21 protein-coding genes are annotated in these 24,115 nt (G+C 61.6%); 17 read left to right on the forward strand and 4 right to left on the reverse strand.

All coding sequences use genetic code 11. The annotated features are described in order from the left end of the window. Positions 1 to 42 precede the first annotated feature (42 nt). The 3 genes from ACCO56_RS26195 to ACCO56_RS26205 form a co-directional block, all read right to left on the reverse strand. Complete coding sequence (locus ACCO56_RS26195) at positions 43 to 810, reverse strand: 4Fe-4S dicluster domain-containing protein (RefSeq protein WP_433643846.1); 768 nt, start codon at positions 808 to 810, stop codon at positions 43 to 45. Then, entirely contained in the window at positions 807 to 3,656 is a 2,850-nt protein-coding gene (locus tag ACCO56_RS26200) for a molybdopterin oxidoreductase family protein (RefSeq protein ID WP_433643847.1), read from the reverse strand. Before ACCO56_RS26200 ends, ACCO56_RS26195 begins: the two co-directional genes overlap by 4 nt. Positions 3,657 to 3,742: 86 nt before the next feature. Beyond that, on the reverse strand, positions 3,743 to 4,168 hold the full coding sequence (locus ACCO56_RS26205; RefSeq protein WP_433643848.1) for a L,D-transpeptidase: 426 nt from the start codon (positions 4,166 to 4,168) through the stop codon (positions 3,743 to 3,745). Positions 4,169 to 4,468: 300 nt separating this feature from the next. Between ACCO56_RS26205 and ACCO56_RS26210 the strand changes: the two genes are divergently transcribed. The 8 genes from ACCO56_RS26210 to ACCO56_RS26245 all read left to right on the forward strand — a co-directional run bounded on the left by ACCO56_RS26210 (position 4,469) and on the right by ACCO56_RS26245 (position 13,787). After that, entirely contained in the window at positions 4,469 to 6,070 is a 1,602-nt protein-coding gene (locus ACCO56_RS26210) for a flavin monoamine oxidase family protein (RefSeq protein WP_433643849.1), read from the forward strand. A 46-nt stretch (positions 6,071 to 6,116) separates the two neighbouring features. Continuing rightward, entirely contained in the window at positions 6,117 to 6,521 is a 405-nt protein-coding gene (locus ACCO56_RS26215; protein WP_433643850.1) for a c-type cytochrome, read from the forward strand. Between the two features lie 88 nt (positions 6,522 to 6,609). Further along, the gene (locus ACCO56_RS26220; RefSeq protein ID WP_433643851.1) at positions 6,610 to 7,110 is read left to right on the forward strand and encodes a RidA family protein; all 501 of its coding nucleotides are present in this window, start codon (positions 6,610 to 6,612) and stop codon (positions 7,108 to 7,110) included. A 116-nt stretch (positions 7,111 to 7,226) separates the two neighbouring features. After that, positions 7,227 to 8,510, forward strand: coding sequence for an acetylornithine deacetylase/succinyl-diaminopimelate desuccinylase family protein (locus tag ACCO56_RS26225; RefSeq protein WP_433643853.1), 1,284 nt, complete (start codon positions 7,227 to 7,229; stop codon positions 8,508 to 8,510). A 122-nt stretch (positions 8,511 to 8,632) separates the two neighbouring features. Beyond that, complete coding sequence (locus ACCO56_RS26230) at positions 8,633 to 10,114, forward strand: ABC transporter substrate-binding protein (RefSeq protein ID WP_433643854.1); 1,482 nt, start codon at positions 8,633 to 8,635, stop codon at positions 10,112 to 10,114. A gap of 237 nt (positions 10,115 to 10,351) precedes the next feature. Further along, entirely contained in the window at positions 10,352 to 11,299 is a 948-nt protein-coding gene (locus ACCO56_RS26235; RefSeq protein ID WP_433643855.1) for an ABC transporter permease, read from the forward strand. Then, positions 11,296 to 12,165 (forward strand): ABC transporter permease, encoded by an 870-nt coding sequence (locus ACCO56_RS26240; protein WP_433643856.1) that lies wholly within the window; start codon positions 11,296 to 11,298, stop codon positions 12,163 to 12,165. Before ACCO56_RS26235 ends, ACCO56_RS26240 begins: the two co-directional genes overlap by 4 nt. Continuing rightward, entirely contained in the window at positions 12,162 to 13,787 is a 1,626-nt protein-coding gene (locus tag ACCO56_RS26245; protein ID WP_433643857.1) for an ABC transporter ATP-binding protein, read from the forward strand. Before ACCO56_RS26240 ends, ACCO56_RS26245 begins: the two co-directional genes overlap by 4 nt. Before the next feature lie 84 nt (positions 13,788 to 13,871). Here the strand turns inward: ACCO56_RS26245 and ACCO56_RS26250 are convergent, their stop codons facing one another. Continuing rightward, positions 13,872 to 14,474: a cupin domain-containing protein gene (locus ACCO56_RS26250; protein ID WP_433643858.1), complete on the reverse strand. Its 603-nt coding sequence runs from the start codon at positions 14,472 to 14,474 to the stop codon at positions 13,872 to 13,874. A gap of 413 nt (positions 14,475 to 14,887) precedes the next feature. On the opposite strand from ACCO56_RS26250, the gene ACCO56_RS26255 reads away from it, so the two are divergent. The 9 genes from ACCO56_RS26255 to ACCO56_RS26295 all read left to right on the forward strand — a co-directional run bounded on the left by ACCO56_RS26255 (position 14,888) and on the right by ACCO56_RS26295 (position 24,012). After that, complete coding sequence (locus ACCO56_RS26255) at positions 14,888 to 15,979, forward strand: ABC transporter substrate-binding protein (RefSeq protein ID WP_433643859.1); 1,092 nt, start codon at positions 14,888 to 14,890, stop codon at positions 15,977 to 15,979. After that, positions 15,949 to 17,061: an ABC transporter ATP-binding protein gene (locus ACCO56_RS26260; protein WP_433643860.1), complete on the forward strand. Its 1,113-nt coding sequence runs from the start codon at positions 15,949 to 15,951 to the stop codon at positions 17,059 to 17,061. The genes ACCO56_RS26255 and ACCO56_RS26260 overlap by 31 nt, the downstream gene beginning before the upstream one ends. Continuing rightward, entirely contained in the window at positions 17,061 to 17,921 is an 861-nt protein-coding gene (locus ACCO56_RS26265; protein WP_433643861.1) for an ABC transporter permease, read from the forward strand. Before ACCO56_RS26260 ends, ACCO56_RS26265 begins: the two co-directional genes overlap by 1 nt. 62 nt (positions 17,922 to 17,983) lie before the next feature. Next, positions 17,984 to 18,709, forward strand: a complete 726-nt coding sequence (locus ACCO56_RS26270; protein ID WP_433643862.1) for an ABC transporter permease — start codon at positions 17,984 to 17,986, stop codon at positions 18,707 to 18,709. A 116-nt stretch (positions 18,710 to 18,825) separates the two neighbouring features. Beyond that, positions 18,826 to 19,077: a hypothetical protein gene (locus ACCO56_RS26275; RefSeq protein WP_433643863.1), complete on the forward strand. Its 252-nt coding sequence runs from the start codon at positions 18,826 to 18,828 to the stop codon at positions 19,075 to 19,077. Positions 19,078 to 19,096: 19 nt separating this feature from the next. Next, positions 19,097 to 19,579, forward strand: a complete 483-nt coding sequence (locus tag ACCO56_RS26280; protein WP_433643864.1) for a (2Fe-2S)-binding protein — start codon at positions 19,097 to 19,099, stop codon at positions 19,577 to 19,579. Further along, positions 19,566 to 20,555 carry an FAD binding domain-containing protein gene (locus tag ACCO56_RS26285; RefSeq protein WP_433643865.1) on the forward strand — a complete coding sequence of 330 codons (990 nt, stop codon included), beginning with the start codon at positions 19,566 to 19,568 and terminating at the stop codon, positions 20,553 to 20,555. Before ACCO56_RS26280 ends, ACCO56_RS26285 begins: the two co-directional genes overlap by 14 nt. Position 20,556: 1 nt before the next feature. Then, a complete protein-coding gene (locus ACCO56_RS26290; protein ID WP_433643866.1) occupies positions 20,557 to 22,713 on the forward strand; it encodes a xanthine dehydrogenase family protein molybdopterin-binding subunit in 2,157 nt (718 codons plus the stop codon). A 96-nt stretch (positions 22,714 to 22,809) separates the two neighbouring features. Next, positions 22,810 to 24,012, forward strand: coding sequence for a M24 family metallopeptidase (locus ACCO56_RS26295; protein ID WP_433643867.1), 1,203 nt, complete (start codon positions 22,810 to 22,812; stop codon positions 24,010 to 24,012). Positions 24,013 to 24,115 lie beyond the last annotated feature (103 nt).

The following is a 24,115-nucleotide window of genomic DNA, read 5'->3' on the forward strand; positions in this document are numbered from 1 at the left end:
GGGTGATGCGATCGACGACAAACCTATGCATTTTGCACACGTTCATATCCGATCCAGCATGCCGTCGAGCCATGCGAAGAACCCCTTCGCCCCTTCGGTGTGCTCCGCCAGCGGAAGCTGTGACGCGCTTGCGGAAAGGGGCGTGCGCGGCCTGGGCGGCAGGTACTTGTTGACCGGCTTCGTCCCTTGCTCCGGCATCAGGTCCATGCCGCCACGCTCCTCCACCATCATCGATACGGCCGAATGAGGATCCCCGAGGTCGCCGAAATGACGGGCATTGGCCGGGCAGGTCCGCACGCAGGACGGCACGCGATCCACTTCCGCGATGGTCTCGTTGTAGATGCGGTCGATGCAGAGCGTACACTTCTTCATCACACCCGCGGCCAGATCCATTTCGCGGGCGCCGTAGGGGCATGCCCAGGCGCAGAGCCCGCAGCCGATGCACTTCTCCTCGTCGACGAGCACGATGCCGTCGTCCCCGCGCTTGTACGAAGCGCCGGTCGGGCACACCGTCACGCAAGGAGCATTCTCGCAATGCAGGCAGGATTTCGGGAAATGCACGATGCGGGCCTGGCCGGCCTCTCCGACCACCTCACCGCCTTCGGGGGCGACCTCGAAACTGTGGACGCGGTTCAGCCATGCGCCGGAGACGTCCGCCCCGTAGGGGTGCTGGTCCGAAAGCGCGCTGCCATAGCCCCCGGTATTCCATTCCTTGCAGGAAACGACGCAGGCGTGGCAGCCGACGCAGATGTCGAGGTCGATGACGAGGCCGAGCTTCCTCGGCGAGGCAACGGCGGGAAGGCTGGTCATTGCGCCCACTCCTGGCCGTAGCGCAACTCCTCCGGCCGCGGCTGGTTCGGCTCAGGTTCGGAAAGGGCCGGCAATCGGGGCTCGCTGGTTTCGGAAGGCGATGCTTTCTCGATCCTCACCCTGAGATCGTACCAGGCGGCCTGGCCGGTGATGGGATCCGAATTCGACCACCTCAGCCCATCGCCCTTCGGCGGCAGAAGCTCATGGATCAGATGGTTCATCAGGAAGCCCTTGCGAGCTTCCGGGACGTCGCGATCGAGCGCCCATGCGCCCTCGCGCTTGCCGATGGCGTTCCAGGTCCAGATCGTGTCGGGGTTGACGGCGTCGCTCCTCGCAATCTCGACCTTGATGCGGCCATGATGCGAGATGACCCAGATCCAGTCACCGTCCTTCAGCCCATGGGCGTCGCAGATCATGCCCGGCACATAAAGCGGATTCTTGGTATGGATCTGCCGCAGCCAGGCGTTCATCGATCCCCAGGAATGGTACATCGCCGCAGGCCGCTGGGTCACGGCATGATAGGGAAATTCCAGCCTGTCGACCGCCGTCTCCTCGAAGGGCCGGTACCAATCGGGCAGCGGATCGAACGTATCGAGGATGCGCTTGCGGTGGGATTGCGGAGCAAAAGGCTCGCGCAAGCCCAGGGCGGAGAGACGGAACTTCTGGAGCGTCTCCGAATAGACCTGGAAGGTCACGGGTTGGGGCTGGTCGAAGAACCCCATGCTGACCGCGAAGTCCTGATAGGCCTTGTTGGCGTGCTTGAAGAACTGCGCCTCGAGCGGGATATGGGCCGAGAAGAACGAGCCGTTCTCGATATAGCGCTTCAACTGGTCGGGATTGGCCGCGCCGCGCCCCGTCCGATCTCCGTTCACACCCCTGAAGCCGGCCAAAGGCCCGATGCCCGGACGCCTCTCGTGCCGGACGATGTAATCCGCATAGTCCTTGTAGATCGCCTTGCCCCGGCTATCCACGAACCCCGGCAGCCGGAGCCGTGCACCCAGGTCGAGAAGCACGGTCTGGAAGCCCCGCACGTCGCGGTCGGGCTCGAGCACCGGCCAGCGGATCGCATCCTGCACGGCGTCCGGCTCGGAGATCGGCCGATCGAGCAGCGAGATGCAGTCGTGCCGTTCGAGATAGGTGGTATCGGGAAGTACCAGGTCGGCATAAGCGACCATCTCGGAGGAGTAGGCGTCGGAATAGATGATCCTGGGGACCCGATACTCGCCGGTTTCGGGATCCTTGTCCTCCAGCATCTGCACGACGCCAGCCGTGTTCATCGACGAGTTCCATGCCATGTTGGCCATATAGAGGAACAGCAGGTCGACGGGATAAGGATCGCCTGAATGAGCGTTGGCGATGACCATGTGCATGAGCCCATGGGCCGAGATCGGCGCATCCCACGAGAAGGCCTTGTCGATGCGTGCAGGCTTCCCTCCATCATCGACCAGGAGGTCTTCCGGCCCGCGCGGAAAACCGAGATGCGGCCCCGACAGCGGCTTGTTCGAGCCGAAATGCTCGGCCTTCCCATGTGGCGTCGGATGGGCCTCGACCGGCTTCGGATAGGGCGGTTCGAAGCGGAACCCGCCGGGACAATCCACCGCGCCGATCAGGACTTGGAGAAGATGCAGCGCGCGCGCCGTCTGGAAGCCATTGGAATGGGCCGAGATGCCGCGCATGGCATGGAAGGAGACGGGCCGCCCGACAAAGGTCTCGTGACGTTGACCGTTCACGTCCGTCCAGGATTGATCGACGGTAATCGCCTCGTCGAAGGCCACGCGGGCGATTTCGGCGGCGAGCCCGCGAATTGTTTCGGCCGGCACGCCAGTTTCGCCGGCGACGGCCTCCGGCGCGTATTTCGGGTCGAGATATTTTTCCGCCAGAAGCTGGAACGAGGGAACGGCGAAGCGGCCGTCCTCCAGTTCGAAGCGTCCGGAAAGCGCGGCGCGTGCACCCCTTGTTCCCCGGGGTACGATGCGCTCGGTCACGGTCTCGTAGACGAGTTCCCTGCCCTCGCCGTTCCTGGCGAAGAGGCCGTGCTCGGCGGTCCCCGGCGCATCGATAACCAGCCAGGAGGCGTTGGAGTACCGCATGAGGTAGTCGACGTCGATCCGCCGCGCCTTCAACAATTCATGGACAACCGCCAGGATGAGGAGCCCGTCGGTTCCCGGCCGGATTCCGATCCAGTTGTCGGCGACCGCCGAATAGCCCGTGCGGACCGGATTGACAGAAACGAAGCGTGCGCCGCGCTTCTTGAGCTTGGAGATGCCGATCTTGATCGGATTGGAATCGTGATCCTCGGCGACACCAAACATGACGAACAGCTTTGTGCGTTCCCAATCGGGCGCGCCGAATTCCCAGAAGGCTCCGCCGATCGTCATGATGCCTGCGGCGGCCATGTTGACGGAGCAGAAACCGCCATGGGCGGCATAGTTGGGCGTGCCGAATTGCTGGGCCCAGAATCCCGTAAGCGACTGTGATTGGTCGCGTCCGGTGAAAAAGGCGAGTTTTCGCGGATCGGTCTGGCGCACCTCGGCCAGCCAGGAAGTCGCCAGCGACAGCGCCTCGTCCCAGGAAATCTCCTTGAAGGTGCCGGATCCGCGCGGCCCGGTCCTAAGCAGCGGCGCCCTCAGCCGCGCCGGCGCGTAGTGCTGCATGATGCCGGCCGAGCCTTTGGCGCAGAGAACGCCGCGATTGACCGGGTGATCCCGATTGCCCTCGATGTAACGGATCTTGCCGTCCTTGATATGGACGTCGATACCGCAACGGCACGCGCACATGTAGCATGTGGTCTTGCGGACCTCGTCGGCAACGGGCGTCGACAGCGCGACGCGCGATTCGGTATCCATCTGCGATGCTCCCTGCCTCCAGTCATAGGGAGCGGATCGGCGAAAGGGAATGGCCCCAGACGCCAATTCACGGGGGAAGACGAAGGTCAGTTCGTGACGACGATGCGCGTGTTGCCCGGGCCGACCTGCTTGACGAGTGCATAAAAGGCCGCGGCATTCGCGGTGTCGAGCCTTACGCAACCATGTGAGGCCGGCGAGCCCAGGCGCTTGACGGCAGAGGTGCCGTGGATCGCATAGCCGCCATGGTAAAAGACCGAATACGGCATCGGCGCATTATCGTATTTGCGCGAGCGCCACATCTTGTGGAGCCGTGTCGGACGCCATGTTCCACGCGGCGTCACATAGCCCTTGCGCGCCGTCGAAACGGGCCAGGTGTGAATGACCCGCCCGTGCCTGGTCACTGTCATGGTCTGGGAGGAAAGTTGAATCCTAGCCTCGAGCCCTGCCGAAAAGGCCTGTGTCGAAATCGACGAAACCGCCAGCACGAGCGCCGCAACAAGGACCTTGTACATGCCACACCTTTCTGCCCAAGCTTTTTCTTGCTCGCGCGGAAGAAAAGCGCAGAATTCTGTATGTCCGGTAAATTTGATGTTGCTGAAATGCCGCAGCAACACGCGAGATTCGCGCGGCGGCCTTGGGCCTCTTTGAGCGCGCAATTGCGCCACAGATGGTCAAGAATTACGCCATTCATGACCACTCGATTGACACGAAGAGGTGTCGGCATAGTTTGACCAGTACGCGCTGGAACCCGCGTGCGGATTCCAAGGGAGGGGGCGCGAAGACGCGAGGCGGCACCTGAAAGGAACCCCAAAATGCAACAATACGAGGCATTTACCGGCATGAGCCGGCGCAAATTGCTGACGTTGATCGGCATGACTGCCGGCAGCGCCGCGATGTACCAGGCGATGACCAGTCTCGGGCTGGCGGCCGAATCGGGCTACAAGGGTCCTGTCAAGCTCGAGGGGGATCCGAAAGGGGCTTCGGTGCTCATCCTCGGCGCCGGACTCGCGGGCATGACCGCCGCGCTGGAACTGAGCCAGGCCGGCTACAAGGTCCGAGTATTGGAGTACAACAACCGCCCTGGCGGCCGCAACTGGACGCTGCGTGGCGGCGACACCTACACCGAACTCGGCGGCGCCACCCAGAAATGTGAATTCGACGAAGGCCTCTACATCAATCCCGGCCCTTGGCGCATCCCTTATCACCACAATGGCCTGCTGGCCTATTGCAAGCGGCTTGGCGTGGAATTGCAGCCGTTCCAGCAGATCAACCACAATGCCTTCCTCCACTCGTCCAAGGCATTTGACGGCAAACCGCAGCGCGTGCGCGACATCAAGACGGATTTTAGAGGCGGTGTCTCGGAACTCCTGGCGAAGGTCACGCAGAAGGGCCATCTCGAAGGCGATGTCACCAAGGAAGACCAGGAGATGCTGCTCGAGGCGCTGAAATCCTGGGGAGCCCTCGACAAGGACTTTGCCTACAAGGCCAGCCTCCACACCTCCGAATTCCGCGGTTTCGAGAAGGATCCCGGGGGCGGCTTGGGGGCGGCTCCGGTGCCGAGCCAGCCGATCGATCTTTCCGACATACTGAGTTCGCGGCTGTGGGCCAGCCTCGAGAACTTCGCCCTCTACGAATTCCAGACGACGATGTTCCAGCCGGTCGGCGGCATCGACATGATCGGCAAAGCATTTGCGCGCGAAGTCGGAGAGCTCATCACCTACAACGCGAAGGTCACGAAGATAGCCCAGGACGAAAAAGGCGTCACTGTAACTTACGAGGATACGGAGAAACCCGGGGCGGTCGAACAGGCGAGCGCTGACTGGTGCGTCTGCACCATACCGCTCACCATTCTCAGCCAGATCGAGATCAACGTCTCCGCTCCCATGCAGGCCGCGATCGAAGCGGTGCCTTACGCCTCTTCGGTCAAGGTCGGACTGCAGTTCAAGCGGCGCTTCTGGGAAGAGGACGACCTGATCTTCGGCGGTGTCAGCTACACCGACCTGCCGATCACGCAGATTTCGTACCCCAGCACCGATTTCAACAAGCCGGGCAAGGGCGTGCTTCTCGGCTGCTACACCTGGAACGGTCCGAACTCCTACGAGTTCACGGCCATGGCGCCGGAAGAACGCGTCAAAAGAGCCGTGGAGTACGGCGCGCAGATCCATCCGCAATACAAGGAAGAGTTCGAGAACGGCATCGCCGTCGCCTGGCATCGCTCGCCCTTCACGCTGGGCTGCGCCGGTGACTGGACCGAGGAAGCACGGAAGGAGCACTACGACAATCTCTGCCAGATCGACGGCCGGATCGTGCTTGCCGGCGAACACGCCTCCTATATCCCCGCCTGGATGGAGGGCGCGATCCTGTCGTCACTCGACGCGATCACCCGGCTGCACCAACGCGTCGTGGCGGGTTGACGCCCACTCGGGTTCAGAGCTTCTCAAAATCGCGAGGCATGTCATCATGACCAACCAAGCTTCAGGACGAGCAGTCCTTTTCACCGCCGCGTTGCTGGCCGCCGTACCCGCCGCTTTCGCCGATTCGGCCGGCGTCACGTTCAGCCAGGGCGACAAATTCACCGAGGAGACCGGCCAGGCGCTCTACGCGAATGTCTGCGCGGCCTGCCACATGGACCAGGGCCAGGGCGCCGTTGGGGCAGGCAAATATCCGGCGCTCGCCAAGAACGCGAATCTGGAAGCAGGCGGCTATCCGATCTATGTGATCCTGCACGGGCTGAAAAGCATGCCGCCCGTCGGCCAGATGATGAGCGACGACCAGGTCGCAGCCGTCGTCAATTATGTGCGGACGAATTTCGGCAACAATTATGAGGACAAAGTGTCGGCCGAGGATGTGGCCGGCAGCCGCTAGAGCCGCATTTGTGCGACGCCAGGTGATTCCACCTGGCTGCAAAATGCTCTGGCCCGGCGGAACGATCATCGAAAGAAGGAGTGATAGGATGAAGAAGATGCGGATAGGCGCCGCCACGCTGGTGGCCGGCTTGCTTGTGGCAGGTGTCGCGTCGGCCCAGGACGTCGTACGCTACAAGATCCCCAATTCGGATTTTCCGATCGCCCAGGCAGTCGAGATCCCCGCTGGCAAGACCACGGTCTATCTCAGCGGCGCGGTGCCGTCGGTCGTAAACGACCAGGCGGACAAAAACTCGGTGGAAGCCTATGGTGACACAAAGACCCAGACGGAATCCGTGCTCAAGGCGATCGAGAAGACCCTTGAAAGGCTCGACCTCAAGATGAGCGACGTATTCAAGATGCAGGTGTTCCTGGTCGGCGACCCGTCGAAGGAAGGCAAGATGGACTTTGCCGGTTTCATGGACGGCTATACGCAGTTCTTCGGAACCGAGGCGCAGCCCAATCTGCCGTCGCGCTCGGTCGTCCAGGTCGCGGGCCTTGCCAACCCCGGCTTCCTCGTCGAGATCGAGGTGACAGCCGTCCGGCCTTGACCTGAGGGCAGCGCCCTACTCTATTGTCCGGCGGTGAGGCCTGAAGCCTCGCCGCCATTTTTTATGGAAGGCGCTCGACGGACGCGCCTCAAGGAAAGTAACGGCTCGCAGCTCAGATGTATGACAAGCTTCTCGAATCGATCGACGGCCGGATCGACGATCTGGCGACGCTGACGGCCGATCTCATCCGCTTCCCCACCATCAATCCACCAGGCGAGGCCTACACGCCTTGCGCGGAATACATTGCGAGCCGGCTGAAGAAGAGCGGTTTCGAGGTCGAACTGATCCGGGGCGAAGGCACACCCGGCGACACCGACCGTTATCCACGCACCAACGTGGTCGCGCGCTTCGACGGCCGCAGCCCCGGCCCGACCGTGCATTTCAATTCGCATATCGACGTGGTCGAGGCCGGCGAAGGCTGGACTGTCGATCCGTTCGCCGGCGTAATCAGAGACGGCCGCGTCTATGGTCGCGGCGCCTGCGATATGAAGGGCGGCCTTGCCGCATCGATCGTCGCCGCGGAAGCCTTCATGGCCGTTTACCCCGACTTCCCCGGCGCCATCGAGATCTCCGGAACGGTCGATGAGGAATCCGGCGGCTTCGGCGGCGTCGCGTATCTCGCCGGCAAAGGCTACTTCTCCAAGCCGCGCGTCGACCATGTCATCATCCCCGAGCCGCTCAACAAGGACCGCATCTGCCTCGGCCATCGCGGCGTCTGGTGGGCGGAGATCGAAACGAGGGGCGAGATCGCCCATGGTTCGATGCCTTTCCTGGGCGACAATGCGGTGCGGCACATGGGCGCCGTCCTCGCCGCCTTCGAAGCGGAACTGTTTCCCGCTCTCGACCGCAAGCAGACGAAAATGCCGGTGGTGCCGGAAGGCGCGCGGCGATCGACCATGAACATCAACTCGATCCATGGCGGCCAGACGGAGGATTTCCGACCCGGCCTCCCCTCGCCCAACGTGCCGGACTGGTGCCGCCTGACCATCGACCGCCGCTTCCTCCTCGAGGAAGACATTGCGGAGGTGAAAGGCGAAATCACTGATATCCTCGACCGGCTGAAGCGCGAGCGGCCGAAGTTCGACTACGAGATTCGGGATCTCATGGAAGTGCAGCCCACCATGACCGACCGCGACGCGCCGGTCGTCACCGCGGTAGCTCAGGGCATCCGGGAGATATTCGATCGGGAGCCCGCCTATGTCATATCGCCGGGTACCTACGACCAGAAGCACGTCGCGCGAATCGGCCATATATACGACTGCATAGCCTACGGTCCCGGCATTCTGGACCTTGCCCACCGGCCCGACGAATGGGTCGGGATTGCCGATATGGTGGAATCGGCGAAGGTGATGGCGATCGGGCTCGACATATTGCTGCGCAAAGGCGCGGGACGGTTGTGAGCGCCGGTTCGCGAAACGAGAAACCGATTTTCAGGGGAAGAGGGGCAGGCGCAACAAACTCGATTTACTCGGGCCGAGATTCCGGCTTCAATCGCGCCTTCATTCGTGGGGAGAAAAAACAAATGAAAGTCTGGAAGACCATCCTGGCGGCGAGCGTCCTGGCGCTTGCGTCGAGCACGGCGGCGCTCGCGGCGCGCACCGATCTCGTGCTCGGGATTCCGCTCGAGCCGCCACACCTCGATCCGACAGCCGGCGCCGCGGCCGCTATCGACGAAGTGCTCTACGCCAATGTCTTCGAAGGCTTGACCCGCGTCGGCTCCAAGGGCGAAGTCCTGCCGGCGCTCGCGGAAAGCTGGACCATTTCGGACGACGGCAAGGTCTACACTTTCAAACTGCGCACCGGCGTGAAGTTTCATGATGGCACGGACTTCAATGCCGACGATGTGAAATTCTCTCTCGACCGCGCCCGCGCCGAAAATTCGACGAACGCCCAGAAGGTGCTCTTTGCGGCGATCGACACGGTCGAGGTCGTCGATCCTGCCACTGTCAAGGTTACGCTGAAGCGCCCGCAGGGTTCCTTCCTCTACAATATGGGCTGGGGCGATGCCGTGATCGTGGCCCAGGAATCGGCCGAGACCAATAAGGAGAAGCCGATCGGCACCGGACCGTTCAAATTCGACAACTGGGCGAAGGGCGCGTCGATCACGCTCTCCAAGAACCCCGATTACTGGGGTGAGCCGGTGGCGCTCGACAAGGCCGAATTCCGCATCGTGCCGGACGCCGCCGCCGCCATTCCCGCGCTGCTCTCCGGCGACGTGCAGGCCTTCCCCAATGTCGGCGTCGGCGATGCGCTCGCCCAGATCGAAGCCGATCCGCGCTTCAAGGTGGTGATCGGCTCGACGGAAGGCGAAACCATCCTGTCGACGAACAACAAGAAGGCGCCCTTCGACAACCTGAAGGTCCGCCAGGCGATCGCTCACACTCTCGACCGCAAGGCGATCATCGACGCGGCCTCCTCAGGTCTCGGCACCCCGATCGGCTCGCATTTCTCGCCGGCCAACGCCGCCTATGTCGACCTCACCGGCACCTATCCGCACGACATTGCCAAGGCCAAGGAACTGCTGAAGGAAGCCGGGTTCGAGAACGGCTTCAAGGCGACCTTGAAGCTGCCGCCGCCGGCCTATGCCCGTGATGGTGGCCAGGTGATCGCGGCGCAGCTGCGCGAAATCGGCATCGACCTCGAGATCATTCCGGTCGAATGGGCCGACTGGCTGTCGCAGGTCTTCACCAACAAGGACTACGACCTGACCATCGTGTCGCACACCGAGCCGAACGACATCGATATCTATGGCCGCAAGGACTATTACTTCAATTACGACAACCCGGACTTCGACAAGGTGCTCGCGCAGCTCGACGAGACGTCGGACGATGCCAAACGCACGGAACTCTACAAGCAGGCGCAGAAGATCCTTGCCGACGACGCCGTCAACGGCTTCCTCTTCGAACTCCCGAAGATCGGAATCTGGGACGCCAAGGTGGAAGGGCTCTGGGAGAACTCCCCGATACAGGCCAACGACCTCACCAAGGTGAAGTGGGTGGATTGATGAACGCCAGATAGGTTCGGGCTCCATGCTGCCCCTCACTGTCCTGCCGGACATCTCTCCCCGTTTGGAAACGGGGAGAGAGACGCCGCCCGCTTCCTTTGCGCCATTCTGGGACGACTGGCGAAAACAGCAACGGCTTCGGTCTTCTCCCCGTCCTTCACGGGGAGAAGATGCCGGCAGGCAGATGAGGGGCAGCGCACAGCGTCTACCTTGGAGCCCCAACCTCTCCCTCGCGAAATGACCGCCTACATCCTCAAACGGCTCGGTATCGGGATCGCAACCCTGCTCGTGGCCTCACTCGTCGTGTTCGCCGTGCTGGAGATCCTGCCCGGCGATCCGGCACAGCTCATGCTCGGCCTCAACGCGACCCCGGAGACGCTGGAGGCCTTGCGCCAGCAGATGGGCCTGCACCAGCCCTGGCCGGTCCGCTACCTGTCGTGGCTCGGCGGCCTGCTCACCCTGGATTTCGGCCGCTCCTACACCTATTCGGTACCCGTCATCGACCTCGTCCGCGAACGCGCCGTGGTTTCGTTGCCGCTCGCGGCGATCTCGCTCCTGCTGTCGACGGCGATTGCAATCCCGGTCGGCATTTTCGCCGCGTCGCGGCGCGGCCGCGCCGGCGACACCCTCTCCATGGGAACGGCCCAGCTCGGCGTCGCCATACCGAACTTCTGGTTCGGGTTGCTCCTGATCTATGTCTTCGCCGTCTGGCTCCGGCTTGTCCCTGCGGGCGGCTTCCCCGGCTGGGGCGCAGGCGTCTGGCCGGCGCTCAAGGCGCTCATCCTGCCGGCGATCGCGCTCGCCTTGCCGCAAGCGGCTATTCTCGCGCGTGTCACCCGATCCGCCCTGCTCGACGTGTTGAACGAAGACTACATCCGCACTGCCCGAGCCAAGGGCATGCCCCGCCGCTACGTCCTGTGGCGGCATGCCCTCAGGAACGCGATGATCCCGGTGCTGACCATCATCGGCCTGCAATTCGCCTTCCTGCTTGCCGGTACCATCATCATCGAGAACGTGTTCTACCTGCCTGGGCTGGGCCGCCTGATCTTCCAGGCGATCACCCAGCGGGACCTGATCGTGGTCGAAAGCGTCGTCATGCTGCTCGTTGCAGCCGTCATTCTCGTCAACTTCCTGGTCGACCTTTCCTACGCCGCGGTCGATCCGCGTCTGAGGGCACGCCAATGAGCGACCAGGCGCAGGTATCCGCCCCGCACGGAAACGCCTTCCTGTCGAAGGCGCTGGCCAGCCGCTCCTTCATGATCGGCTTCATGATCACGGCGCTGGTCGCATTGATGGCACTGGTGTCGTTCTTCTGGGTTCCGTACGACGTCACCGTGCTGCCGGTCGGCGACCGCATGAAGCCCCCGTCTTCGACGCATCTGCTCGGCACGGATCATTTCGGCCGCGACATCCTCTCCATGATCATGGTCGGATCGCGCAATTCCATCGCCGTGGCGCTGGTTGCGGTCGGCATCGGCATGGGCATCGGCGTGCCGCTCGGCTGCTGGGCCGCGGCGCGTGGCGGCCTCGTGGATGAGGTGCTGATGCGCTTCAACGACTTGGTCTTCGCCTTCCCTGCCCTGCTTTCGGCGGTCATGATCACCGCCATCTTCGGGCCGGGCGCGGTCAATGCCATCATCGCCATAGGCATCTTCAACATTCCGGTGTTCGCCAGGGTGGCGCGGGCCGGCGCGCTGGCGCTGTGGCCGCGTGAGTTCATCCTTGCGGCTCGTGCCGCCGGCAAAGGCAGCGCGCTGATTACGATCGAGCACATCCTGCCCAATATCGCCAACATGCTGCTCGTTCAGGCGACGATCCAGTTCGCGCTCGGCATCCTGGCCGAAGCGGGCCTCTCCTATGTCGGTCTCGGCGCGCAGCCGCCGATGCCGAGCTGGGGTCGCATGCTTTTCGACGCCCAGACCCGCATGATGGTGGCCCCCTATCTCGCTGTCTTCCCGGGCATGGCCATCGCTGTGACGGTGCTCGGCCTCAACCTGCTCGGCGACGGCCTGAGCGATATTCTCGATCCAAAGCTGAGGCGGGAACGGTGAGCCTGCTCGACATCGAGAAGCTGACCGTCGACATCGCCGGCGTGCCGGTGTTGAAGGGGATCGATCTGTCCATCGACGCCGGAGAGGTGATGGGGCTTGTCGGCGAGTCCGGCTCCGGCAAGTCGATGACCGCGCTCACGGTGATGCAGCTCCTGCCACGTTCGGCTCGCACGGGCGGCCGGGTCGTGTTCGACGGCACCGATATTCTCTCGGCCACCGAAGAACGGATGTGCGCCTTGCGCGGCAACGACATCGGCATGGTGTTCCAGGAGCCCATGACGGCCCTCAACCCGGTCAAGACTATCGGTGAGCAGGTGGCCGAAGGGATAAGATGGCACGCCCGCGTCGGCCGCGCGGAAGCCGAGGAGCGCGCACGCGCAATCCTGGACCGTGTCGGCCTCCCCGAGGCGAAGTTCCCGCTTTCGCGGTATCCGCACGAGCTGTCCGGCGGTCAACGCCAGCGCGTCGTCATCGCCATCGCCTGCGCGCTCAAACCCAAGCTGCTGATCGCCGACGAGCCGACCACCGCGCTGGACGTGGTGCTCCAGAAGCAGATCCTGGAGCTGTTGCGCGATCTGGTTAGGGAAAACAGGATGGGTTTGCTGCTCGTCTCCCACGACCTCGCCGTCGTCACCGGCATGGCCGATCGGATCACCATCATGCGTCACGGCGAGGTGATGGATGCCGGCGAAACGGCGCAGACACTGTCGGCCCAGAGCCACCCCTACACCAGGCAGCTCGCGCTGGCCTCGATGCATGTACCGGCACGCGCCAAGCAAAAGGTCGACACGAAACCTTCAGGCGGCCTGCTCGAAGTTCGTGACGTGATCCGCGACTATCCCGGACGGCGGGTTTCGCTTTTCCGGGCGGGCGAGCCGGTGCGGGCCGTCAATGGCGTCTCCTTCTCGATGGAACCTGGGCAATCGACCGCGCTGGTCGGCCGATCGGGCTGCGGGAAATCGACGCTTGCCCGCATGATCCTCGCGCTGGACAGGCCGACCGGCGGCGCCATTCGTTTCATGGGCGAGGACCTCGCGGCGAAAAGCGAGGACGCGTTGAAGCCCGCGCGCCGCAACATGCAGGTGGTGTTTCAGGACCCCTACGGCTCGTTCGACCCGCGCCATCCCGTGGAGCGGTTGGTCGCCGAACCGCTGCATCTCCTGGAAACGAAGCCCGGCGCGGCCGAGCGCCGCGAGATGGTGGCGGCCGCGCTGAACGAGGTCGGGCTTTCCCGGCGCGACATGGAAAAGTACCCGCATGAATTCTCGGGCGGGCAGCGGCAACGCATATCGATCGCCCGCGCCATCATCACCCGGCCCAAGCTGATCGTCGCCGACGAACCGGTCTCCGCGCTGGACGTGTCGATCCGCGCCCAGATCCTCGATCTGTTCGCCGATCTCAACCAAAGGCTCGGCGTTGCCTACCTCTTCATCACCCACGATCTGACGGTGGCCCGCGCGATCACCGACGACGTCATGGTGATGCATGACGGGCGGATCGTCGAGGCGGGAAAGACGGCGGACGTGCTCGACAATCCGCAATCGGATGCAGCCCGCGATCTGGTCGCCGCCGCACCCGATCTCCACCGGGCCATCGCCAGAAGGCTGCAGGAACAGGGCTGAGGGTGGACAGGCGTCTGGAGCGGGTACACCGCTGAAATGATGCCTAACAGAGCCGCATCCCACGACTTTAGCTCAAGGATTGGTCTAGAGATGAGGGAGCGTGCGTGTTCGACAGATTATCCATATAAAGCGCGCGGGCTCATCGCCACCATTCATCATGCTATGCGGTATGGAGCTATCGAAGTGAAAGCTGTCGCCAGGACGCAACTGAATATTCTGACTTCCCAGGTTCAGCGTGAAGTTGCCTTCGATAACAAACCCCGCCTTTTCACCGTCGTGAGTGAACGTCTGCGGCCCTGAGCTACCCCCCGGAGGTAAGGTGATAAGCATAAAATTCAGGTTTTCGGAATTCATGGACGACAGGAATTCCTTGATCAGCGCATTTTCGCCGATCACCAGCTGGCGGCGCCCTTCCCGGCGGACAACGTGCTGACTATCCACAAACGAATTCTGTTCGCCTTTCTGAACCAGTTCGCCCAGAGAAACATTCAGTGCCAAGCGAAGCTTGGTCAGCGTCCGCAGAGAAGGGATCGAGCGTCCCCTCTCGATCTGGCTTAGAAGACCGACCGACACATCCGCAGCCTTCGCGAGCGTACTCAAGGACCAGCCGCGCTGTTTACGCAGGGTTTTCAGCGAAACGCCGATCGCGATGGAATCGGCGTGTTCGCTTCCGTTCGTATCATTCATTTAGCGATTCCTTCGCATCGTCCGAACTTCGATACATAATTTCCAATCGTTCTTCAATAATTTGAACTTTTCAGTCCAGCACAACGGCGCAGGCCGGAGGCAAACGATGTCCAGACGCGCAATGGAGCCGCATCAGGGCAGCATCAAAAGGTTGCGGCGGCGCATCCGCGCATGGCTAGAGCTGCATCCGTGCCCGGCGGCAGCGAATGGCCGAACCTGGAAGTCAATCGGCTCTGCTCGCCGTTAATCCGTTAGAGCTCCGACCGCGACAAGCCGAGAGACGCCTCCGGCGGCCCCCCGCACCCCACGCCGAAGCCGCAGGGCCTGACGTATTCCTATAGGGGATTTTTAAAAAAAATGAATGACATTTCATCATTGTCGTGCTTTACCTGCAAAAAACGTAGGGGAGTAACATGACGACAATCAATACTCATTCGATCTCTCGGCGTGGCGTTCTTCGCCTAGCCGGCATTGCTGGTGCGGGAGTCCTGGCGATGCCCAGCGTACTGACAGGCAGAGCCGGTGCCTCCGGCACCCTCACGATACGCACGCTAGGAGGCGCGTACGAGGAGGCGGCCCGCAAAGTTTATTTCGAACCTTTCACTGCTGAGACTGGGATCACCATTCAGACTGTGCCGGCCAATTTCAGCAAACTCATCGCGATGCATCGATCGGGCAATGCCGAGATCGACGTGATCGACATTGGCGAAACGGGTGTCGTGCAACTGCGGGATGAAGGAGCGATTGAGAAGATCGCTTATGACGGCTGGGACACCACCGACGCCAGCAAGCTCGACAAAAAGGCGGTCTCGGAATTCGGCGTCGGGCATACCTACTTCGCAACCGTGCTCGGATATAACTCCAATGCCATCGCGCCCGAGAAGGCACCGGGGAGTTGGGCCGACTTCTGGAACACCGAAGCGTTTCCAGGGCCGAGAATGCTTGCCGACATCGCCTCCGGCGAACTGAATCTCGAGCAGGCTTTGATCGCTGATGGCGTACCAGTCGCCGAGCTGTACCCGCTGGATATTCCGCGTGCTCTGGAAGCGGTGGCAAGAATCCGTTCGAGCATTCGCAAATTCTGGGACACTGGCGCACTGTCTGCGCAATTGCTCGTGGACCAGGAAGTCGTGATGGGCAGCATCTGGAATACCCGCCTTCAGGCTGCCGCCGACGCAGGTGCGCCGCTGAACATCGTCTGGGACGGCGCCATGCAGCAAATGCAGTGCTGGGCGATCTCCAAAGGGAGCAAGAACATCGAGGGGGCACAGCGTTTCGTCGAGTTCGCGATGGCGCCCGAACGGCAGGCTGCGCTCGCCATGCTCATTCCAAATGGTCCAACCAATTCCGCGGCATACAGGCACATTACCGCTGAACGTGCCAAGATCCTGCCAAGCAACCCGGAATTCGCATCGAAGCTCTTCCTCCAGAATGCGCAGTGGTGGGTCGAAAACCGCGCGGCGGCTTCCGATGCATGGACGAAATGGCTGCTGGTGAATCGATGAGCGGTGGTATCATCGAGTTTCGTAACGTCACGAAGCTCTACGATAAGAAGCCGGCGGTCGACGAGGTAAGCTTCGATGTCGCTGAAGGTGAGTTCTTCAGCATCGTCGGCCCGAGTGGATCCGGCAAGTCTACAACCCTGATGCTGCTCGCCGGGTTCGTCCACCCGTCGAGCGGCGACATCAAAATCGGCGACAAATCGGTTGCGCAGCTACCGCCGCAGCACCGCGGCCTTGGAATGATGTTCCAGAGCTACGCAATCTTCCCACATCTCACAGTATTCCAGAACATCGCATTCCCACTGCAGGTAAGGGGAATGCGAACCCCGGATATTCGGCGCGAGGTGGACCGCGTCTTGGAGGTCGTGCGGCTGCAAGGCTTCCAGACGCGGTCGCCCGGCAGTCTATCAGGCGGACAGCTGCAGCGTGTTGCACTGGCCCGTGCAATAGTCTTCGGCCCGAAAGTGCTGCTCATGGACGAGCCCCTTTCGGCCCTCGACAAGGAATTGCGCAGTCACATGCAGCTGGAACTGAAGCGTATCCAGCAGGATCTGGGCATTACCGTCATCTATGTGACCCATGACCAGGGCGAGGCACTCTCCATGTCCGATCGCCTTGCGGTCATGAATCATGGTCGTATCATGCAACTCGGCGTGCCGCGCGATCTCTACGAACGCCCTGCCAACCGCTTCGTTGCGGGTTTCCTCGGTGAATCAAACCTGGTTCCTGGTATCGTAGAAGAGGTATCTTCCAACAAAACTGTCGTTCGCACTGCGTCCGGTGCCAATCTGCACGGAATTGCTCAGGCAAGATTCGACAAGGGCGACGGAGTTGTCCTCGCTGTCCGGCCGGAAAAGCTCCGACTGAGCGACCCGAACGCTTCAGCGAATGGCGAGACCGTCGGGCAAATCCGCCTATCGAGCTATGGTGGAGAGTACGTCCGGTATGCCGTGGGCGTCGGTGATCAGGAACTGATCGTAAAGGTTCTGAATTTCGGGCCTGAAACGACCTATGCGCCGGGACAGCGCGTGGCGGTTTCGTGGTCGTCCAGCGATGCACTGATCTTTCCGGAGGGCGCGGTGTGATGTCCGCCTCACTCGACGCCCAGGCGGAAAGCACGCAACGCAGGCGTTACCTGCTGCTTCTTACCGCGCCTGTCCTTGTGCTCCTGGTGCTCTTCGTCTACCCCGTCATGGGTCTGCTTACATACGCGGATCGACAGGGATCAGCGCTTTCCAACATGGCCATAGTGCTGACGGAGCCGCTATACCTCACCGTCTTCTGGCTGACCATCAAGACGGCGATCTATACGACGATCCTCTGCGTGGCCTTCGGCTACCCGCTGGCTTATGTTGCGATTAACCTGAGTCCCAAGCTGCAATCGATCGTCGTCGCGCTGGTCATTCTCCCGTTCTTTGTCAGCCTTATCGTCCGAACGTATGCGTGGATGGTCTTGCTGGGACGGAAGGGACTGGTGAACAGCGGCTTGCAGGCCTTGTCCCTGGGGGAGGAGAGCACTCAACTTCTTTACACACAAACAGGAGCGCTGATTGGCATGACCTACGCGTTGCTGCCCTTCGTCGTGCTGACCTGCTACAGTGTCATGAACTCGATCGATCAGCGATACATGCAGGCGGCCTACAGCTTGGGGGCGTCTCCGATGCAGGTATTCCTGCGTGTCTTCCTGCCGCTGAGCATGCCGGGGGTCCTCGGCGGAAGCATTCTCGTCTTCATCATGAGCCTTGGATTCTTCATCACCCCACGCCTAATGGGCGGGCCATCCGACCTTATGGTGGCGATGCTGATCCAGCACGAAGTCGAGATGACTTTGAACTGGCCCCTGGCAGCCGCGCTGTCGTTGTTCCTGCTCTTAGTGACGATCGTGGGCTTCATCGCATATGCGCGGCTCGTGAAACTTGAGAGCATGTTTGAGGGAAGCCGATGAATATGCGGCATGGTCAGCGGATCGGGCTCTGGACGGTCCTCAACCGCGGGATAGCGATAGCCGTGCTCATCTTCCTGGTAAGCCCGATCGTCATAGTTAGCATTCTGTCGTTCAGCTCGGCGGATACGCTGATGTTCCCGCCTCCCGGCTTCTCGCTCAGGTGGTATGAGCGGTTCTGGTCGATGACCTCTTGGTGGGATGCGCTCTGGATAAGCCTTAAGGTGGCGCTGCTGTGCACTCTATTTTCCACCGGGCTTGCATTGCCGGCTGCCTTTGCACTGGTACGCGGTCGCTTTCCAGGGAAGCGTTACATCTACGCTCTGATCTTCTCGCCTATGATTGTGCCCACGATCATCTCGGCTGTCGCCTTGTATTTCTTCTTCGGAAGGATCGGCGCAAACGGAAGTATTCTGGCGATGGCATTGGGCCATACTGTCCTGGCGCTTCCGATCGCCGTCATGGTCATTTGCGCCAGCCTTCAGGGTGTTGATCGAAGATATGAGATGGCTGCCTACAGCCTTGGTGCAGGTCCAGTCAGGACATTCGTGAGGATCACGTTTCCGTTGATCTGGCCGGCAACCGTCACGGCGGCACTGTTCTCCTTCCTCACGTCGTTTGACGAGCTGCTCATCCCAATGTTTCTTTCGGGCATATCCACCGAGACTCTTTCGGTGATGGTCTGGAACAGCCTCCTGCTCGAGGTCGACCCTATGATCGCTGCGGTGAGTACGCTGTTTGTCATCTCGACTGCGACAATACTTCTGATCGTCGCCGTGCTGAGGCGATGATCAGTCAAGAGTTCCGGGGGACCTAAGCCAACCCAATCGCTCCAAGCGGGCAGCTGCTCATCGACCCGTGGGGCCTGATCCTAGTCACAAACTGTTTTCGAAAATGACGAGGTAATATGTACTTCACTGCAAAGATAAGAGCGCGATCGGTGCACATCCGTTACGATGAAAACGGCGAATTGATCAAGCGCGACCTTCCCAACAACCGCCTCGTCGAAAAGGTCATCAAGCTCGATCGGATTCTCTCGTTCACCGAGGATCATCTGTTCGTTCAATGTCCGCACGATTCGGTCGAGGTGTGGGAGTATGAAGGCAATCTGGAAGGCGTGAAGGCAAAGCTAAGGGCTACCGGCAGCCTGATCGAATAGCCTCGATTGGAATTTCACTATGAATTCTCATGCCGTGTCGAAGCTGCGCCTGACGATCAACGGACAGCCATATGAGCTGTCCATTGATCCGCATCGTACTCTTCTGGACCTGTTGCGCGAAGATCTGCATCTCACGGGTACCAAGAAGGGTTGCGATCACGGCCAGTGCGGTGCGTGCACGGTTCACATCGACGGGAAGATGCGTCTGTCATGCCTACAGTTCGCAGCACAGATCGACGGGTGCGAGGTGCTCACGATAGAAGGTGTGACGGATGAATGCGGCGGACTGCATCCGGTGCAGCAAGCATTCATCAAGTGGGATGCTCTTCAGTGCGGTTACTGCACACCCGGCCAGATCATGTCTGCGATCTCGCTGCTGAAGGATCATCCCGATGCCACCGAGCCCGAAATCCGCGAATTGATGAGCGGCAATCTCTGCCGCTGCGGAGCACATGACAATATCGTCAAGGCAATTCGAGCTGTCGCCGATGCAGTCGCCTAGGTGGGTCTATCCGGATACGGTTCAGAGCGCCCTGACGGAACTCAATCGGCCGGGGAGCATGCCAGTTGCCGGCGGAACAACGATCGTGGACCTGCTCAAGCTCGGCCACCCCATTCCCGAGCGGCTTATCGATCTGAGCCGTCTGCCGTTGAAAGCGATAGAAGACCGCGACGACTCGATCATGCTGGGCGGCGGCGTGTCGAACACCGATGCGGCATATAGCGCGGTCGTCAGGAGAAGTTTCCCGGCGGTATCCGAAGCCATCCTGTCAGGTGCAACCCAGCAGATCAGAAACGCTGCGACCATCGCAGGCAATTTGCTGCAAGCCACGCGCTGCCTTTATTTCAGGGATCCTCGCTGGGCCTGCAATCGTCGTATCGCGGGCAGTGGCTGTTCGGCCATCGAAGCCCCGCAGCCGGGACACGCAGTCCTCGGAGTATCCTCGCAATGCATCGCGGTGCATCCGTCCGACCTCTCCGTCGCATTGGCTGCGCTCGACGCAGTCGTCATCGGCGAAACACCCAAAGGAACTTTAAGGGTTCCGATCGCCGCATTCTACAAAAGGCCGGACGACGAACGCGCCAGGGACTGCACATGGACGTCAGATTCGCTGATTACCGGCGTGGAACTGCCGAAATCCCGCCTGGCAAGCCGATCCGGCTATCTGAAGCTGCGGCATCGGGCATCCTACGAATTTTCATCGGCGGCGGTTGCTGCGGCGCTGCTTCTCGAAGATGGCGTCGTGAAGCACTTCTCCATGGCCCTCGGGGGTATTGCAACCATGCCCTGGCGCAACCTCGACGCTGAACGTCACCTGATCGGCAAGCCGCTTACCGTCGACTCCATCGATCAGCTCTGCGACCGAGTGCTTGATGGCGCGGTTACTTCCTCCAGCACGGACTACAAGATCGGACTGGCACGAGGTGGAATCCATCGATTGCTCGACCGGTTGGCGGCAGCGCAGAGGGGCACCTGACATGGATCGCGTCGATGCTCTGGAAAAGGTGACCGGCAAGGCGCAGTACGCTGCGGACTATCGGGCGGACGGCCAGTGCATTGCTCTCGCGGTCCGGTCCTCGATCGCATGCGGCCGCATCACCTCGATCGACACGTTCGACGCCCTGGCAATTCCCGGCGTCATTACGGTCGTGACACATCTCAACGCATCGGAATTCGGCTGGGATCATGATCCGGAAACAGACGCACTCGGAGCCGAGGAACTCGGCCGCGACGCCATGGGCGATCGATGCGCGACCGGTCTCGGATATCGCCCTCTGTGCTCGCCGGACATCGTTTTCGCCGGCCAGTGGGTTGCGCTCTGCGTTGCGGAGTCGATCGAAGCCGCCCGGGCTGCCGCCGCAGCCGTGAAAGTCGACTACACCACGCTTGCACCACACGAGAGCGATCCGATCCGGCCCGGGTTCTTCTTCGGCGCGGACATGCAATATTCACGCGGTTCGCCAAACGACGCACACCATTATACCGCTTCGCTGCACGAAACCTATGAAACGCCCGTGCAATTACACCAGCCCATGGAGCCTTCTGCGACGCTTGCCGTGTGGCATGGTGACGACCTTCGCATCTATGATTCCAACCAGGGCGTCCACGCGGCACGCGCCTATGTCGCCAGCAGCCTTCGACTTCCGCAACGCCAAGTCAGGATCGTCAGCGCCTATGTAGGCGGCGGGTTCGGCCAGAAGAACCAAGTCTGGCCTCATCAGGCGCTTGCCGCACATATCGCCCGCCGTCTGAAGCGGCCCGTGAGGCTGCAGCTTACGCGCCGGGACATGGCCGTCGCATGTGGCTATCGTTCCGAAACGACGCAGCACGTTACATTGGCAGCCGACCAGAAAGGCCGCCTCGGCTTGATGCGTCATGTCTCCGAGGTGCCCACCTCCCTGTCCGGCGGCTTCTTCGAGCCCTGCGGGTTGGGCACGACGATGCTGTACAAGGCTGATCGGATTGAAGTGGAGCACCTCGTTCGGCGCCGCGCAATTTCCACGCCGACCGTGCTCAGAGCCCCCGGGGAGGCGCCGGGATCCTTCGCGCTCGAGACCGCCATGGACGAGCTCGCCTTTCGGCTGCGCATGGACCCTCTCCGACTGCGCGTCGAGAACATCGCCGAACGCGACGAATACCATGGCCGCGAGTGGTCATCGAACCGTCTGCGCGACTGCTACGCAATCGGAGCTGCCCGGTTCGGTTGGCCCGATCACTTCGTCGAACCCCGGTCGCAACAAAGAAACGGTAAGCAGGTCGGCCTCGGCGTCGCCACCACGGCCTACCCGGCACCGGTCCTGCCTGCCGGGGTCCGGCTGACGCTAGACAGCACCGCTGGCCTGACCGTCGAAACCGCCGCCACAGATATCGGAACGGGAATGCGCACCCTGCTCGCACGCACCGTCGGGGAGCATCTGGCGCTCGACCCCAGATGCGTCAAGGTGGTGCTCGGTGACTCCGACCTGCCTGAAGCGCCGACTGCAGGCCGATCGAAGTCGACCGCCAGCATCCTGCCGGCCATCAAGGCTGCGTGCGAGGAGCTCATCGGAAAGCTGGACAGGCTCGCCGCAAAGGCCGAGCGCGGCAACGATCTTGCCGGACTCGTCGACAGATTGAAAAGCGCGGGGATCGAGCGGCTTTCAGCCGAGGCCCGGTCGAGCGGCGCGCCGAAACAGGGAAATTACTCCTTCTACTCCTTCGGCGTGCATTTCGTCGAAGTCGAGGTTGACGAGCTGATCGGCCGTCTGTCGATCGAGCGGGTGTTGTCCGTCCTGGATTGCGGCAAGATCATCAACGGCAGACTCGCGGAAAGCCAGATCAAGGGCGGCGTAATCTTCGGCATCGGCATGGCCCTGATGGAAAACGGACGGCGCCATCCGAAGGATCTGAGCATTCTTGCGGATAACCTTGCCGAATATGCGATCCCCGTGCACGCGGACATTCCCTTCATGGATGTGGTCTTCGTCGAGCATCCCGACACGGCCCTCAACGACGCAGGCGCGCGCGGGCTCGGCGAGATCGGGCTGCCGGGTGTGGCGGCCGCGATCGGCAATGCCGTGTTCAACGCGACGGGCCGAAGATGTCGCAGCTTGCCCATTTCCACCGAACTTTTGCAGGGAGGACGATCCAGCTGAAGGCATTCAGCCAACCTCTGGCCCTTTCTCACGCTCACGACGAGCACAGGCGAGCCCGCCTGCGCTGATGTTTTTCCAACGAGGATGACGACGGATATGACCGGTGAAACGAAAACCGTGCCCGATTGGACACGCAACAATGAGAATCTGAGCCTTTGCGTCAGCCGGGCTGAGATCGAACAGCGCCGGGACAAGGTCCTGGAAGGCATGAACAGAGACGGCATCGACGTCGCCGTGTTCACGACGCCGGAAACGATCTTCTATCTTACCGGCATCGCGCTCAATCGCTATTGTTACCAGCCGCTCCTGATAAGCGCGACAGGCGAGCACCGCTACATCTGCCGCTATATCGACGCTGCCTGGCAGGATGTCTGGGGACCGCAGAGCTGGGCCTCGAATTGGGTTTCGGTGCGCGACCATGACGATGTCACGGCCGTGGTTGCACAACTGATCCAAGAGATCCAGCCGAAGTCGAAGAGCAAGCCAGTCGTCGGCTTCGAACTGGACCGCGCTTCCATCAGCTATAATGGCGTCCTCAGGATCAGGGAACTGGTCGGCGCCGCCTCGGTAGTATCCTGCACACGGATCGCTGAAGATCTCCGCGTCATCAAGTCGCCGGCCGAACTCGATCTGATGCGTCGGGCCGGCAAGATCTCGGCGTTGCTGTCGGACACGATTGCAGACGCGATCCGCGCCGGAGCAACCGATGCCGAAGCTTCGATCGCCGCAGGGCAGATCTGCAACGAGCACAGCGGTACGCCGCGGCCTGCCCCGACGGTTCATACGGGTGCCGCCGCGGGAAACGGACATATGACAGCTTGGACGAACAGGCGGCCGGAGCCTGGCGAATCCGTCACCTGGCACGTCTCGGGCTTCGTCCACAACTACGCCTGTCCCATCGAGCGCACCATCATCCGTGGCCCGGACATCAACAAGATTGGCTCGCTCGTGGAAGCTGCCGCTCGTGCCGTCGAGAAGATGGTCGCCGAATTGCGCCCGGGCATGACCTCGGCTGAAGCCCACAATGTCTGCCTTCGTGCTCATCAGGCCAGCGGCGTCGACCACCTCTGGCGCAACCATGCAGGCTATTCGACAGGCATAAATTGGGTCGAGTTCGATCTGTTCCGAATACGCCCGAAGGATGAACGGCCACTGCGCCCGGGCATGACCTTGCATCTGGTTCCCTGTCTGACGGTTCCGGGCCTCACGAATGCACAGGGCAGCAGGGTAATCCTCATAACCGAGAACGGAGCCGAAGAACTGAACGATCACCCCATTTTCGTGCCGGGCTTCGAATAGCCCTGGTTGAAATGATCAGCATGTCCCCTGAAACGGGGGTGCTGATCAAGGTGGACGGGAGATTGAGTGGCGGGAGGCGTTCACTCCGAGCCGGCTTGTCGGG

The organism is Mesorhizobium sp. 1B3 (assembly GCF_050958605.1).
Lineage (GTDB): Bacteria > Pseudomonadota > Alphaproteobacteria > Rhizobiales > Rhizobiaceae.

Excerpts from the sequence above, each read along its gene's own strand:
- ACCO56_RS26195 (WP_433643846.1), bottom strand. The coding sequence starts at position 810 with ATGACCAGCCTTCCCGCCGTTGCCTCGCCGAGGAAGCTCGGCCTCGTC.
- ACCO56_RS26200 (WP_433643847.1), bottom strand. The coding sequence starts at position 3,656 with ATGGATACCGAATCGCGCGTCGCGCTGTCGACGCCCGTTGCCGACGAG.
- ACCO56_RS26205 (WP_433643848.1), bottom strand. The coding sequence starts at position 4,168 with ATGTACAAGGTCCTTGTTGCGGCGCTCGTGCTGGCGGTTTCGTCGATT.
- ACCO56_RS26210 (WP_433643849.1), top strand. The coding sequence starts at position 4,469 with ATGCAACAATACGAGGCATTTACCGGCATGAGCCGGCGCAAATTGCTG.
- ACCO56_RS26215 (WP_433643850.1), top strand. The coding sequence starts at position 6,117 with ATGACCAACCAAGCTTCAGGACGAGCAGTCCTTTTCACCGCCGCGTTG.
- ACCO56_RS26220 (WP_433643851.1), top strand. The coding sequence starts at position 6,610 with ATGAAGAAGATGCGGATAGGCGCCGCCACGCTGGTGGCCGGCTTGCTT.
- ACCO56_RS26225 (WP_433643853.1), top strand. The coding sequence starts at position 7,227 with ATGTATGACAAGCTTCTCGAATCGATCGACGGCCGGATCGACGATCTG.
- ACCO56_RS26230 (WP_433643854.1), top strand. The coding sequence starts at position 8,633 with ATGAAAGTCTGGAAGACCATCCTGGCGGCGAGCGTCCTGGCGCTTGCG.
- ACCO56_RS26235 (WP_433643855.1), top strand. The coding sequence starts at position 10,352 with ATGACCGCCTACATCCTCAAACGGCTCGGTATCGGGATCGCAACCCTG.
- ACCO56_RS26240 (WP_433643856.1), top strand. The coding sequence starts at position 11,296 with ATGAGCGACCAGGCGCAGGTATCCGCCCCGCACGGAAACGCCTTCCTG.
- ACCO56_RS26250 (WP_433643858.1), bottom strand. The coding sequence starts at position 14,474 with ATGAATGATACGAACGGAAGCGAACACGCCGATTCCATCGCGATCGGC.
- ACCO56_RS26255 (WP_433643859.1), top strand. The coding sequence starts at position 14,888 with ATGACGACAATCAATACTCATTCGATCTCTCGGCGTGGCGTTCTTCGC.
- ACCO56_RS26260 (WP_433643860.1), top strand. The coding sequence starts at position 15,949 with ATGGACGAAATGGCTGCTGGTGAATCGATGAGCGGTGGTATCATCGAG.
- ACCO56_RS26265 (WP_433643861.1), top strand. The coding sequence starts at position 17,061 with ATGTCCGCCTCACTCGACGCCCAGGCGGAAAGCACGCAACGCAGGCGT.
- ACCO56_RS26275 (WP_433643863.1), top strand. The coding sequence starts at position 18,826 with ATGTACTTCACTGCAAAGATAAGAGCGCGATCGGTGCACATCCGTTAC.
- ACCO56_RS26280 (WP_433643864.1), top strand. The coding sequence starts at position 19,097 with ATGAATTCTCATGCCGTGTCGAAGCTGCGCCTGACGATCAACGGACAG.
- ACCO56_RS26285 (WP_433643865.1), top strand. The coding sequence starts at position 19,566 with ATGCAGTCGCCTAGGTGGGTCTATCCGGATACGGTTCAGAGCGCCCTG.
- ACCO56_RS26290 (WP_433643866.1), top strand. The coding sequence starts at position 20,557 with ATGGATCGCGTCGATGCTCTGGAAAAGGTGACCGGCAAGGCGCAGTAC.
- ACCO56_RS26295 (WP_433643867.1), top strand. The coding sequence starts at position 22,810 with ATGACCGGTGAAACGAAAACCGTGCCCGATTGGACACGCAACAATGAG.